This is a genomic window from Bacillus sp. AFS098217 (assembly GCF_002551815.1).
In the GTDB taxonomy this organism is placed as follows: domain Bacteria; phylum Bacillota; class Bacilli; order Bacillales; family Bacillaceae_G; genus Bacillus_A.
Window position 1 is genome coordinate 1 of sequence record NZ_NVPR01000035.1, and the last position, 12,302, is coordinate 12,302.

Here is a 12,302-nt window from a genome sequence, read left to right on the forward strand (position 1 = left end):
AAGACAATTATACAACAAAACAAAACGTACGTTCTGAAAAAATGCAATTTTCTTAAAAAAATAAAAAACCGATTCATCCCCAACCTTCACTTCGTTTAGAGGAAGGGGGCTTCTCGGTTAAAATGATAAAATGGTTCTACAAGAGTACCATACGTTGGGACTTTTTGATGCAAAATAATTACTTTATTGTTAGTCATTATAATGCTCTCATCTAGTTCGTACTATTTAAATACGTGACAAAAACCTTACAGATTTGTAAAAAAACAAAGTGGTATATACCCTGAAAGTTTCTTCAACTCTTTCACTGTAATACATACCAACCAACTACTTCTACAACTACAATCAACACCGCTCCAAAAATCATTAATGTTGTCTTCTTCAACAATTCATTCTCACGAAACGGAATATTACATAAATAGGCGCCTAATGTAATCCGTGATGGACAAGCAATTGTCGCTACAGAAGAAGCTGTATTTTGAAGAGTTGTCACATATTGCCACGGAAGCCCGACGTTCTGTGCCGTTTGCATTTGTAGTTTTATAAACATCGCATTGGATCCTGCATTACTCCCTGTCAAAAAGCCGCCAACTCCACCAATGAAAGGTGCTACAAAAACAAATAACGTTCCAAATGTTTGCCCAGCTGCTTCGGCTAACAATGTATGCATACCTGCTGCACCCATTAATTCTGAAATGGCAATGAACATTGTCGTCGTAATTGCGAAAGGAATCCACTGCTTTATTGTTTGGGAGATAGATTCTTTAATAATACTAGAAGGAATACGAAAGAAAAGAATAGTAAATAAACATGTAATACCTAGCCAAAACCCAGGTGAATACAATAATTCTAGTTTGTACGAGTATGACTTTAAATCAAGAACAGCATAAGACCTCAGTATATCGTGTAACGATGGAATGAGACGAGAAAGTAAAATACAAACTGTTAAAAATAAATAAGGGCTTATAATTTTCATAATAGAAACTTCTCGTTCTACTGTTGCAGCATGCTCCGATAAAAACTCCTTCCCTTGCCTCGCTGTCATTTTAATGATGAGAAAGCCATATGTAATCGTAACAATTGAACTTAAAATCCCTGCTAATTCAACACTTACATATGTATTAGAAAGATAGATTGATACAGAAAATAAGAGAAAAAAACCGAACCCTTCCTTCCATTTTTTCTTAACTGCTTGCCAGCCACCAACTACGTGCAAAGAAAGGATGACAAAGTATGCAAAAATAGGAATGCTTAATAATGCTGTGCTAGATCCTAAGTTTGTTAATGACATATTGATAAGTTGTGAACCAATAATTGTTCCCGTTGCCATCGCTCCCCATGAACTTGCCAATAAGCCGATAAAAGATAATAACACTGCTTGGAACGGTTTATAGCCAAGCGAGAGAAAAATAGGAGCAGCCACCATAAACCCAATTCCAAATCCACTTACTGATTCAATAAGAGGACAAATACCGAAACACATAAGGAGCATTTGTAATAACCGATCGTGTGTAACTTGTTCCATAAACCGCGCAACTTGATTGATATACCCCATTTTATTCATAAGGTGAAATAAAAAAATACCAAAAAACAAAACGTAACCGACAATAAAACAAATTAATCCGCCTTTAATTGTTGCATGGACAGTCTCACCTATCCCTAGCCGAAACATCGGTGTAAATAAAACGATTCCAACACAGACGGCATAAGAAAATAATGAAGCTTTTAACGACGTTTGTTTAAACACAAATAAACAAACAAAAATCATCATAATAGGAATAAGAGCCAACAATATTGCCATACCATCATCTCATTTCTTAAAGGATACAATTGTGACTATTATATACCAGATGACGAAATATTCAATTAATTTAACGGCAGTTTTTTGTTATTATTTATCTGATGAAAAAGGATACAATCCATCTGAACCTGAAATCGAGTTCGATTGGGAAGAAGATAAAGACGAGCTAGCAGAACGTTTTGGTGAGAATCCATTAAACTAATTTAATAAGAGGCTCCCCTAGTAGGAAGCCTCTTATTATTATTTCACCGCAGCGATCAGCTCACAAATTTCATCTTGCTTTTCTTTTTCTAATAACTCAATGACTTTACTTCCTACAACAACTCCGTCACATATCGTAATCATGTCCTCTATTTGCTCTGGTGTTGAAATACCGAATCCTGCAACTACAGGTAAATGAACATGTGATTTCACTTTTTCTAAATAGCTATGAATCTCTTGCTTAAAGTCTTGTCTAACCCCAGTAACACCCGCTACTGTTACCGCATATACGAAGCCTTGTGATTCACTCGTAATCTTTTCGATTCGTTCAATTGGACTTGTTACGGTAACAAGTGGAATTAAGGCGATATTCGCATCACGGAGAAGCGGTGCGATAATGTTTTGTTCTTCATATGGTAAGTCTGAAACAATAATTCCATCAACGCCTGCTTCAAGACAACTTCCAATGAAGCAATCTTTTCCAAAAGCTAAAATAGGATTTAAATAGGTCATAAGTACAAATGGAATTTGCACTTCCTGCCTCACTTCCGCTAATGCTTGAAAGATACCTTTTAATGTTATGCCGCTGTCTAACGCTCGTTTTCCTGCTCTTTGAATTGTCGGTCCGTCGGCAACTGGATCAGAAAAAGGAATGCCAATTTCAACAATGCTTGCTCCTGCTTCATCTAGAAAACGAATTTGTTCTTTTAACTTTTCTAGCCCACCATCTCCTCCCATTACATACGGGATAAATGCTTTTTTTCCATTTTGAAACGCGGCTGTAATTCTTTCTACTCCCATCATTTACACCTCTTCCATATAACGTTTTATACTTTCGACATCTTTATCCCCGCGGCCTGATAAACAAATGACAAGTCCTTCATCTTGCTTCATTTTAGGTGCTAGTTTAAGAGCATACGCTACAGCGTGTGAACTTTCTAACGCTGGAATAATCCCTTCTTTTTTCGTTAATAATTGGAAAGCTTCTAACGCTTCTTCATCTGTTATTGCATGATAAGAAACGCGCCCGATATCTTTTAACAAGCTATGTTCTGGTCCAACCCCTGGATAATCTAATCCTGCAGAAATAGAGTGCGCTTCCTGAATTTGTCCTTCTTCATTTTGTAAAAGATACATCATAGAACCATGTAAGACACCAACGCTTCCTTTCGTTAAAGTCGCTGCATGTTTCTCTGTATGAGTTCCTTTACCCGCTGCTTCTACACCGTAAAGAGCAACTTCTTCATCATGTACAAATGGGTAAAACATACCCATCGCGTTGCTACCACCGCCTATACAAGCAACAACCGCTTTTGGTAATTTCCCTTCTAATGCCTCATATTGCTTCTTCGTTTCTTTCCCAATTACACTTTGGAAATCACGTACAATTTGCGGAAACGGATGCGGTCCAAGAACAGATCCCATAATATAGTGCGTATCATGCACATGTGCAACCCAGTAACGAAGCGCCTCATTTACCGCATCTTTTAACGTTCCGCTACCTGCTGCCACACTTTCCACTTTTGCTCCTAGTAGCTCCATTCGAAAAACATTTAACTTTTGACGTTTTATATCTTCTTCTCCCATAAAAATGACGCACTCTAAACCAAGCAAAGCACATACCGTTGCTGTTGCAACTCCGTGCTGTCCAGCTCCCGTTTCAGCGACAACTTTCTTCTTGCCCATTCGTACTGCTAGAAGTGCCTGCCCAATTGTATTGTTAATTTTATGAGCTCCTGTATGATTCAAATCTTCACGTTTCAAATAAATCTTCGCTCCGCCGCAATACTTCGTCATATTTTCTGCGAAATAAAGCGGTGTTTCTCTTCCGACATACGTTTGTAAATAATGATTTAATTCTTGCTCAAATGCTTCATCTTGCATTGCTTCTTTGTACGCTTCTTCTAGCTCTAAAATAGATTGCATTAACGTTTCGGGAACATAGCGTCCTCCGTATATACCGTAGTGACCTTTTTCATCTGGATATGCGTATTTCATATGGAACACTCCTTCGCTTTTATAATAAATTGTTTGATTTTCTCAATATCTTTCTTTCCTTCTGTTTCTACTCCGCTGCTGACATCGACCATATATGGCTGAACTGTTTGAATTGCTTTTTGTATATTTCCAATGTGCAGTCCACCAGCTAGTATCGTTTTCTTCTGCAGTTCTTTTGGAATATGTTCAAGCAGCTTCCATGAGAATGTTTTTCCATTCCCGCCCCGAAATTTTTCTTTCGGACTGTCAAATAAAACATAATCCGTTTCATAACTTGCCGCTTTTATAATATCTGCCTCTGATCCTACTCCTACAGCTTTTATAGACGGAATATTCAATCTTTTAATATGATAATTCTCTTCATCCCCATGTAATTGCACATGCGTTAAACCACACTCTGCTGCGATTTTTTGCATACTTTCAACTGACTCATTTACAAAAACACCAATTTTCATTACGTGCGCTGGAAGCTCATTAATGATTTGTTTCGCTTGCTCTGGGGCAATTTTCCGTTTGCTTTTTGCAAATACAAATCCGATTGCATCTGCACCATAATCACAAGCTACTTTTGCTGTTTCTAGATCCGTAATACCGCAAATTTTCACTTTCATGGCGTCACCTTCAATGAATGAAAAAAGTCTCCGACAGAAGGTGCCATCATAAGCGCTTCCCCAACAAGTATTCCTTTAGCCCCTGCTTGTTTCACACGTACAATGTCCTCTTCCTTATGAATCCCGCTTTCACTAATCCAAAGTACATTTTCTTCATTCAATCGTTTTCCAAGCTTTTCTGTTTGACCTAAATCTACTTCAAACGTTTTTAAATTTCGGTTATTAATGCCAATTACATGCGGATTTAATTCTAGTGCGATTTCTAATTCTCTTTCATCATGAACTTCGACAATTGCTTCTAGTCCCATTTCAATTACGTATTCGTAAAGCTCCCTTAACTTCTCTTTTGACAATGCTGCAACGATAAGTAAAATAAGATCCGCTCCCGCTTCATACGCTCGGTCAATTTGAATTTTATCGATTATAAAATCTTTACATAAAAGCGGAATGTTACTTTGTGCTCTTGCTGTTTCTAAGTCGCGAAAAGATCCTTTGAAAAATTGACCGTCTGTTAAAACAGAAACAGCTCCTGCACCGCATTCTTCATACGTTTTCACTTGCTTCGTTACATCAACGTGTAAGTTAATATCCCCTTTAGATGGCGACGCTCTTTTCACTTCTGCGATCACTGTAAATTGCTGCAGCGCCTCTACAAGCGAGTACACGTTTCGTTTCTCTTTCACCGGTGTGTATGTTTCATGTAATTCTGCGACTTCTTTTTTCTTCTGCTCTACAATTTTGTCTAAAATTGTTCCCATTTCAATTCACCCTTTCTAACTTTTCATGACTCGCCGCAATTAATAATTGTAATTTCGCTAATGCTTTCCCTGAATCAATGCTATGAGCAGCTAATTGAATGCCTTCTCCAATCGTCTCTGCTCTTCCATTTGCAAAAAGCGCAAGACCTGCATTTAATAAAACTGTATCGCGATATACACTCTTTTCTCCTTTTAATACTTGAAGTGTAATCTTTGCATTTTCTTTCGGATTTCCGCCTCTAATCTCTTCATTTTTCACACGTGAAAATCCGTACTTTTCTGGAACAATACTCGTTTCTATTATTTCGTTATCTTTTAAAATGACAACGTGGTTTTCTCCTTGCAGGGATGCTTCATCTAAAAAGCCACTTCCATTTACAACGAGCGCTTGTTTTCTACCAAGCTTTTGTAGTACCTCTGCTACTGGTAACAACATATCTCGTTTGTATATCCCAACAAACTGCGTTTCTAAATCAATCGGGTTCGTTAAAGGACCGATTAAATTAAAGATTGTCGGGACATTTAATTCTTTTCTTATTTTCATAATGCGCCTTAATGCTGGATGCATTGCTGGTGCGAACAAGAAGGCAATGCCAACATTCTCTAATAAATAGTCAATCTCGCTTGGTGTGCAACTAATGTTGACACCGAGTTCCTCTAATAAATCAGCACTTCCTGTTTTACTAGAAACGGCACGGTTCCCGTGTTTTGCAACCTTTACACCGGCTCCTGCAAGTACAAATGCCGACGTTGTACTAATATTAAATGTTTGTGCCCCGTCACCGCCTGTTCCGCAATTATCCATCGCTCCTTTTATATGACTGGAAAAGGGCAATGCTTTTTCCCGAAGAGCACGGACGAGACCATATATTTCATCTGCTGTTTCGCCCTTTGCCTTTAACAATGCTAAAAAGGCCGCTATTTCACTCTCTAATATATCTTCACTTAATAACAGTAGACCTGCTGTATACATTTCCTGCTCCGTTAAATTTTGTCCCTCTACTAATTTACGAAGATAATGATTCATACTTTCTCCACCTCTTTCACTTGAGATAAAAATGCACGTATTAACTTCCCGCCTTCTTCTGTTGCAATCGATTCCGGATGAAACTGTAAACCGAAGAGTGGATAATAATTATGGCGAACTGCCATAATTTCTCCGTCGTCCATCGCTGTTGCTAATACGTCAAAGCATTGCGGCATGTTATTTTGTGCTGCGACGAGTGAATGGTAACGCATGGCCGTCAGTGGCTGGGTAACATATGAAAAGATTGATGTCCCATTATGTTTCACACGTGATGTTTTTCCATGTTTAATGCGATTCGCTCTTACAATTTCTCCTCCAAATGCCGAAATAATAGCTTGATGACCAAGGCATATACCAAGAATCGGGATTTCTTTATAAAAATGCTGAATAATCTCGATGCAAATCCCTGCATCCTCTGGCTTTCCAGGTCCCGGAGAAAGAATAATCGCTCTTGGTTTCATCTCTTGAAGGTCTTGAATCGTTACTTTATCATTACGCAGAACTACAATCTCTTCTACATATTCTCCTAACAGTTGATACAAGTTATAGGTGAATGAATCATAATTATCAATGAGGACGATCATTTCATAACCTCCAGTAATGCTTTCGCCTTATTTAACGTTTCCTCATACTCAGCTATTGGATTTGAATCATAAACGATGCCAGCTCCTGCTTGAACGTATGCTTTTTCGTCCTTCACAACCATTGTTCTAATCGCAAGTGCCATATCAAGATTTCCTGAAAAGGCAATATACCCTACAGCTCCAGCGTATACATTTCTTTTTTCTCCTTCTAATTTATTTATAATTTCCATTGCTTTAATTTTTGGTGCCCCAGACACTGTCCCAGCCGGTAAACAATAAGCTAAGGCATCAAAACCGTTCATTTGTTTTCGCAATGTTCTGGAAACTTCAGATACAATGTGCATGACATGAGAGTATTTCTCTACTTTCATATATTTATCTAGCGTAACAGAGCCAATTTCACTCACTCTTCCGATATCATTTCTTCCTAAGTCCACAAGCATCATATGTTCTGCCCGCTCTTTCTCATTTCCTAATAATTCTTTTGCGATTTCCTCATCCTCCTGCCTTGTTTTCCCTCGTGGTCTCGTACCTGCGATTGGATTTGTCATCACCTTATCTTCTCTTACTGAAAGCAAGCTTTCTGGTGAAGAACCGAGTACGACATAATCTTGAAAATCGATATAAAACATATATGGAGACGGGTTCGCAATCCGAAGTTTACGATAGAGCGCGAATGGATCCCCTTTACATTCACTCTGCAAGCGCTGGGATAATACGACTTGAAAAATATCTCCAGCACGAATGGATTCTTTCGCCGTTTCTACCATTTCGCAAAATTCTTTTTCTGTTACTGAAGAAGTAAATGATAAAGACGATATTGCCTCGTTTCCTTGCTCTTCTTCTCCGCTTAGTACTGCCATTTTATATACTTGTAATCTTTCGTACACTTCTTCATAAGAAGATAGATCTTCTTCCTTGCATACATATACAAACGATAATTTTTGGCGTAAATGATCATATACGATAAACTCGCGGTACAGTAATACATGAACTTCTGGAATGTTTACTGGATCAACTAATTCCTCTCCAATATTTTCATACTGCCGAATGACATCATAGCCAATATATCCGACAGCTCCTCCGCAAAATGGAAATGGACTTTCTACTTGCGATGACGCGAGTACTTCTTCTAATACTGGTAATACATTTTTCTCAAGTTTCTCAGTTTGACCATGTATCGTTCGTTCTACTTCCGTGCCAACACTTTTCACTTCTCCATAAGGGTTACAACCTAAGTAAGAATAGCGCCCCTTATCTTGATGAAGCTGCGAGCTTTCCAGTAAAAACTTCTTATTTCCTTTCATACGTCTATATAAAGAAATCGGCGTGACACTATCTCCTTCTTCTTCATCGATTACTAAAAATGTTTTTCCTTGTCTCTTTTGCGTCATAAATTCTTCTTTCGTTATCATGTCTTTCACCTCGCTCTGAAAAATAAAAAAGTCCCCTACATATCGAAATATGTAGAGGACGATAAATTTACCGTGGTACCACCTCATGTTGAATGCAAAAGCATCCCGCTTTATTCAGGTACAAAATATATACCTTATCCTTGTAACGGCGGAACCCGGGTTGCCTACTTATCTCTGTTCAGCATACCTCTCGTAAGCCCATTCCGCATACGGCACCGCACCGGGCTCCCACCTATCCCCGGCTCTCTGGAACGTCTCCAATATACGTACTCTTCTTACTTAAACGATTTAACTTATTTATTTTTATACAGGATATTCAAAAAGTCCGGTAAATTATCCTCCTTTTTGAATAGGCATTTATACACAAAAAGGGAGTACTCATCCTATAAAAAGGACGGGTACTCCCGTGGTGCCACCTTCATTCGTTACAAATGTAACGCACTTTACCGTATCAAAAGTTAATACGTGTCTCTTGTATCGATGAGATCATGTCGCCAAAGCCTACTTCTTTCGGTTCGGTTTGGAAGCTCCGAAGGCCATTCCATATTAATTCCATACTGATTCGCACCAACCATCAGCTCTCTGACATGTTCATAATATGTACTCTTCTTCATCAACGCTTGCATTTTTTTAAGTTGCACTCATTATAGTCTTCACTTTTTTCATAAGTCAATACTTTTTTTGAAATTTTTATTTTTTCTTCATTCAATATTATATTGACAAAACAACCTATTTTTATGTAAATATAATAAATACTCTATTAAAATTAAGGTTTTTTGTCAGAAAATTATATATTCTAAAAATAAATCATTGTCAAAAAACGCTTACATTTCAGAAAATTCATATTTGTGTATGGATTTTCCGGAATAATCATGATAGATTATAAATAGGCAAATTTCATCAAAAGACATTACAAACGGAAGGAGAACTACATGAGTACACAGATGTTAACTTTAACTTCTATCTCTATTTACATGCTCGGGATGTTAGTTATCGGCTATTTCGCCTATAAACGAACATCCAACTTAACTGATTATATGCTTGGCGGGCGTACACTAGGCCCCGCAGTAACAGCATTAAGTGCTGGAGCATCCGATATGAGCGGTTGGCTTTTAATGGGCTTACCCGGTGCAATGTTTAGCGTTGGATTAAGCAGCAGCTGGATTGCGATTGGCCTAACACTTGGCGCATACGCAAACTGGCTCTATGTCGCTCCTCGCTTACGTACCTACTCTGAACTTGCAAACAATTCCATTACTATTCCAGAATTTTTAGAACATCGTTTCCATGACAAATCTCATATGTTACGCTTAGTATCTGGACTTGTTATTATGATCTTTTTTACTTTTTATGTAGCTTCAGGATTAGTTTCAGGCGCTGTATTATTCGAAAATTCATTTGGCCTGAATTATCATGTTGGATTATTCATTGTAGCAGGTGTTGTTGTAGCTTACACACTATTTGGTGGTTTCTTAGCTGTAAGTTGGACAGACTTCGTGCAAGGAATCATTATGGTAATCGCTCTTATTCTTGTTCCAGTCGTAACAATCATGAATGTAAATGGACTTGGTCCAGCATTCAGTACAATTCGATCTATTGATCCAGCATTATTAGATATTTTTAAAGGCACTTCTGTATTAGGCATTATTTCATTATTCGCATGGGGCCTTGGTTATGTTGGACAACCTCATATTATCGTACGCTTTATGGCGATTTCTTCTGTAAAAGAAATTAAAGCCGCGCGCCGAATTGGTATGAGCTGGATGATTTTCTCTGTTGTAGGAGCTATGTTTACTGGTCTTATCGGTATTGCTTACTATTCAAAAGAAGGATTAAAGCTATCAAATCCTGAAACGATTTTCCTTGAACTAGGAAAGATTTTATTCCATCCACTGATTACTGGATTTTTATTAGCAGCTATTTTAGCAGCTATTATGAGTACAATCTCATCTCAGCTTCTTGTTACTTCAAGTGCAGTAACAGAAGACTTATATAGAACATTCTTTAAACGTTCTGCTTCTGATCGCGAGCTTGTATTTGTCGGCCGTATGGCTGTTCTTGTGATTGCCCTTATTGGGTGCGGGTTAGCATTTAAACAAAACGATACAATCTTAGCACTTGTTGGGTATGCGTGGGCTGGTTTCGGTTCTTCATTTGGACCTGCTATTTTACTAAGTTTATATTGGAAACGTATGACAAAATGGGGTGCGCTGGCTGGTATGATTGCTGGTGCTGCTACCGTTATTACGTGGACGCAATTCAAATTCTTAAAAGCTTTCTTATATGAAATGATTCCTGGTTTCGCTGTTAGTTTAATTGTAATCGTAATTGTTAGTTTACTAACAAAACCTTCGAAAGAAGTTGAAAAACAGTTTGAAGAGTTTGAGAAAACTGCATAAATTAAAAATGAGAACCTCCGCTTTTATGATAAAAGTGGAGGTTCCTTTCTTTCAATCATTGTTCGACAATTTTCTCCTTGAAATTAACAATTTCTTTATGTTTCGTTAAATTTACTATAACACTATTCAGTTATAGTATTCGTATCGACTCTTATACAGAAAGGGGACTCCAGAATGATGGCATCAATACGACACCAAAATATGAAACGTTTTTCATCTATCACAAATACTTCTTGTCTTAACATACAATCAAATTCACCTCAAATTTCACTTGCTCCCTCTGTTGTATCTGTAATTGGTGTTCATATGCAAAAAAACAAATTAAAAATAAAAGCGGGACAAAGTGCAGAATTATCCGCTTTTGTCCTCCCCGTACACGCAACAAATCAAGAGCTTATATGGACAAACATGAACCCTGACATCATAGCGATTCATACACAGCAAAATAAAACAATTATTGCAGGAAAAAACGCAGGACGAGCGGTCGTAATTGTAACAACTGCCGACGGAAAATTTCGCGATTTATGTGTCGTTCATGTACATCCCTATATCACGAATCCAAAATGAGAAGAGTGGTTATTCAACCACTCTTCTCATTTTGTTATACTTTTCTCTATTTCTATTTGAGGATTCATGCTTTTTAGCAAAGATATGAATTGTTGCTTATTTTTTGGTGAAACTAGTTCCGTTTCAAAATCTGATCCGTAAAGAATTTCAATCCTATCAAACGATAGTGCGGGAGCTGCTAATGGATTTTTTGTTTTTGAAATTTTTCTTATATCTTTAATTGAAATTCTTTTTTTCATCGGCCCATATGTAATGATGATCTGTTCATCTTCTACCTTGTAACCTGTCGTAAACCAGCTCCAAATGAGAAGAATTGCAAAAGGAATAGTAAAAAATAGAAGAAAAAAATCTCTTCCTACAAGAAAAGGAGCAAAACAAGCAACAATCCCCGCTAAATATATTGGATATAACCATGCATCTTTTTTTGATGGAAAGTACACCCAAAACCACCTCCCTTTATCCATTGTATACCAATTTTTTGTTAAAAGACTTTTCGAACTATATAAATCCATTTTCATTTTTCAGTAGCTAAATCCTTGCTATACAGAATAAAAAGTAACCTACACTCATTCGCTATTTCTGTTTTTACTTCGCATGTGGCAGAAAAAGGCCCTGATTGCTTCTATGCATGGCCAGATGCTCTCTCTCACCTAAAAAGAGGGGTTTTATGTCGGTTTTTATGTATATATAAAGGTTTTATTTCATTAAAAATTTATAAGTCATATAATCTTTGGAAATGTTTTTCCCATATAAATCCATTTTCATTTTTCGACATCTAAATCCTTGCTATGCAGAATACAAAGTAACCTACACTCGTTCGCTCTTTCTGTTTTTACTTCGCATGTAGCAGAAAAAGGCCCTGACCGCTTCTATGCATGGCCAGATGCTCTCTCCCACCTAAAAAGAGGGGGTTTATGTATATTATGTATATATAGAAAAGGCTG

Annotated in this window: 12 protein-coding genes and 2 other annotated features; of the genes, 3 read left to right on the forward strand and 9 right to left on the reverse strand. The window is 37.5% G+C overall.

Going from position 1 to position 12,302, the window contains the following annotated elements; genetic code table 11:
• Positions 1 to 301: 301 nt before the first annotated feature.
• Complete coding sequence (locus COO03_RS10360) at positions 302 to 1,798, reverse strand: L-lactate permease (RefSeq protein WP_097897105.1); 1,497 nt, start codon at positions 1,796 to 1,798, stop codon at positions 302 to 304.
• A gap of 31 nt (positions 1,799 to 1,829) precedes the next feature.
• Here COO03_RS10360 and COO03_RS26970 point away from each other — a divergent pair, with 31 nt between their 5' ends.
• Positions 1,830 to 2,000: a hypothetical protein gene (locus COO03_RS26970; protein WP_154724649.1), complete on the forward strand. Its 171-nt coding sequence runs from the start codon at positions 1,830 to 1,832 to the stop codon at positions 1,998 to 2,000.
• A gap of 38 nt (positions 2,001 to 2,038) precedes the next feature.
• Here the strand turns inward: COO03_RS26970 and trpA are convergent, their stop codons facing one another.
• The 7 genes from trpA to trpE are packed head-to-tail and all read right to left on the reverse strand — an operon-like array spanning position 2,039 to position 8,392.
• Positions 2,039 to 2,800, reverse strand: coding sequence for a tryptophan synthase subunit alpha (trpA, locus tag COO03_RS10365; protein WP_097897138.1), 762 nt, complete (start codon positions 2,798 to 2,800; stop codon positions 2,039 to 2,041).
• Positions 2,801 to 2,803: 3 nt separating this feature from the next.
• Positions 2,804 to 3,997 carry a tryptophan synthase subunit beta gene (gene trpB, locus COO03_RS10370; RefSeq protein WP_097897106.1) on the reverse strand — a complete coding sequence of 398 codons (1,194 nt, stop codon included), beginning with the start codon at positions 3,995 to 3,997 and terminating at the stop codon, positions 2,804 to 2,806.
• Positions 3,994 to 4,608, reverse strand: a complete 615-nt coding sequence (locus tag COO03_RS10375; protein WP_097897107.1) for a phosphoribosylanthranilate isomerase — start codon at positions 4,606 to 4,608, stop codon at positions 3,994 to 3,996. Before COO03_RS10375 ends, trpB begins: the two co-directional genes overlap by 4 nt.
• The gene (trpC, locus tag COO03_RS10380; protein WP_097897108.1) at positions 4,605 to 5,366 is read right to left on the reverse strand and encodes an indole-3-glycerol phosphate synthase TrpC; all 762 of its coding nucleotides are present in this window, start codon (positions 5,364 to 5,366) and stop codon (positions 4,605 to 4,607) included. Before trpC ends, COO03_RS10375 begins: the two co-directional genes overlap by 4 nt.
• A gap of 1 nt (position 5,367) precedes the next feature.
• Complete coding sequence (gene trpD, locus COO03_RS10385; RefSeq protein WP_097897109.1) at positions 5,368 to 6,393, reverse strand: anthranilate phosphoribosyltransferase; 1,026 nt, start codon at positions 6,391 to 6,393, stop codon at positions 5,368 to 5,370.
• The gene (locus COO03_RS10390) at positions 6,390 to 6,977 is read right to left on the reverse strand and encodes an aminodeoxychorismate/anthranilate synthase component II (protein WP_097897110.1); all 588 of its coding nucleotides are present in this window, start codon (positions 6,975 to 6,977) and stop codon (positions 6,390 to 6,392) included. Before COO03_RS10390 ends, trpD begins: the two co-directional genes overlap by 4 nt.
• Positions 6,974 to 8,392, reverse strand: coding sequence for an anthranilate synthase component I (gene trpE, locus COO03_RS10395; RefSeq protein ID WP_141523305.1), 1,419 nt, complete (start codon positions 8,390 to 8,392; stop codon positions 6,974 to 6,976). The genes COO03_RS10390 and trpE overlap by 4 nt, the downstream gene beginning before the upstream one ends.
• 51 nt (positions 8,393 to 8,443) lie before the next feature.
• Positions 8,444 to 8,685, reverse strand: a binding site (T-box leader).
• 94 nt (positions 8,686 to 8,779) lie between these two features.
• Positions 8,780 to 9,018 (reverse strand) — a binding site (T-box leader).
• A 306-nt stretch (positions 9,019 to 9,324) separates the two neighbouring features.
• Here trpE and putP point away from each other — a divergent pair.
• Positions 9,325 to 10,791, forward strand: a complete 1,467-nt coding sequence (gene putP / locus COO03_RS10405) for a sodium/proline symporter PutP (RefSeq protein ID WP_097897112.1) — start codon at positions 9,325 to 9,327, stop codon at positions 10,789 to 10,791.
• Between the two features lie 177 nt (positions 10,792 to 10,968).
• Positions 10,969 to 11,358: an Ig-like domain-containing protein gene (locus tag COO03_RS10410; RefSeq protein WP_097897139.1), complete on the forward strand. Its 390-nt coding sequence runs from the start codon at positions 10,969 to 10,971 to the stop codon at positions 11,356 to 11,358.
• Positions 11,359 to 11,384: 26 nt separating this feature from the next.
• Here the strand turns inward: COO03_RS10410 and COO03_RS10415 are convergent, their stop codons facing one another.
• Positions 11,385 to 11,798 (reverse strand): PH domain-containing protein, encoded by a 414-nt coding sequence (locus tag COO03_RS10415; RefSeq protein ID WP_097897113.1) that lies wholly within the window; start codon positions 11,796 to 11,798, stop codon positions 11,385 to 11,387.
• Between the last annotated feature and the right edge of the window lie 504 nt (positions 11,799 to 12,302).

What these genes read in the sequence shown, in the direction of transcription:
- trpC (WP_097897108.1), bottom strand. Translation starts at nt 5,366, where the DNA reads ATGGGAACAATTTTAGACAAAATTGTAGAGCAGAAGAAAAAAGAAGTC.
- COO03_RS10375 (WP_097897107.1), bottom strand. Translation starts at nt 4,608, where the DNA reads ATGAAAGTGAAAATTTGCGGTATTACGGATCTAGAAACAGCAAAAGTA.
- trpD (WP_097897109.1), bottom strand. Translation starts at nt 6,393, where the DNA reads ATGAATCATTATCTTCGTAAATTAGTAGAGGGACAAAATTTAACGGAG.
- COO03_RS10410 (WP_097897139.1), top strand. Translation starts at nt 10,969, where the DNA reads ATGGCATCAATACGACACCAAAATATGAAACGTTTTTCATCTATCACA.
- trpB (WP_097897106.1), bottom strand. Translation starts at nt 3,997, where the DNA reads ATGAAATACGCATATCCAGATGAAAAAGGTCACTACGGTATATACGGA.
- COO03_RS10360 (WP_097897105.1), bottom strand. Translation starts at nt 1,798, where the DNA reads ATGGCAATATTGTTGGCTCTTATTCCTATTATGATGATTTTTGTTTGT.
- trpE (WP_141523305.1), bottom strand. Translation starts at nt 8,392, where the DNA reads ATGATAACGAAAGAAGAATTTATGACGCAAAAGAGACAAGGAAAAACA.
- trpA (WP_097897138.1), bottom strand. Translation starts at nt 2,800, where the DNA reads ATGGGAGTAGAAAGAATTACAGCCGCGTTTCAAAATGGAAAAAAAGCA.
- putP (WP_097897112.1), top strand. Translation starts at nt 9,325, where the DNA reads ATGAGTACACAGATGTTAACTTTAACTTCTATCTCTATTTACATGCTC.
- COO03_RS10390 (WP_097897110.1), bottom strand. Translation starts at nt 6,977, where the DNA reads ATGATCGTCCTCATTGATAATTATGATTCATTCACCTATAACTTGTAT.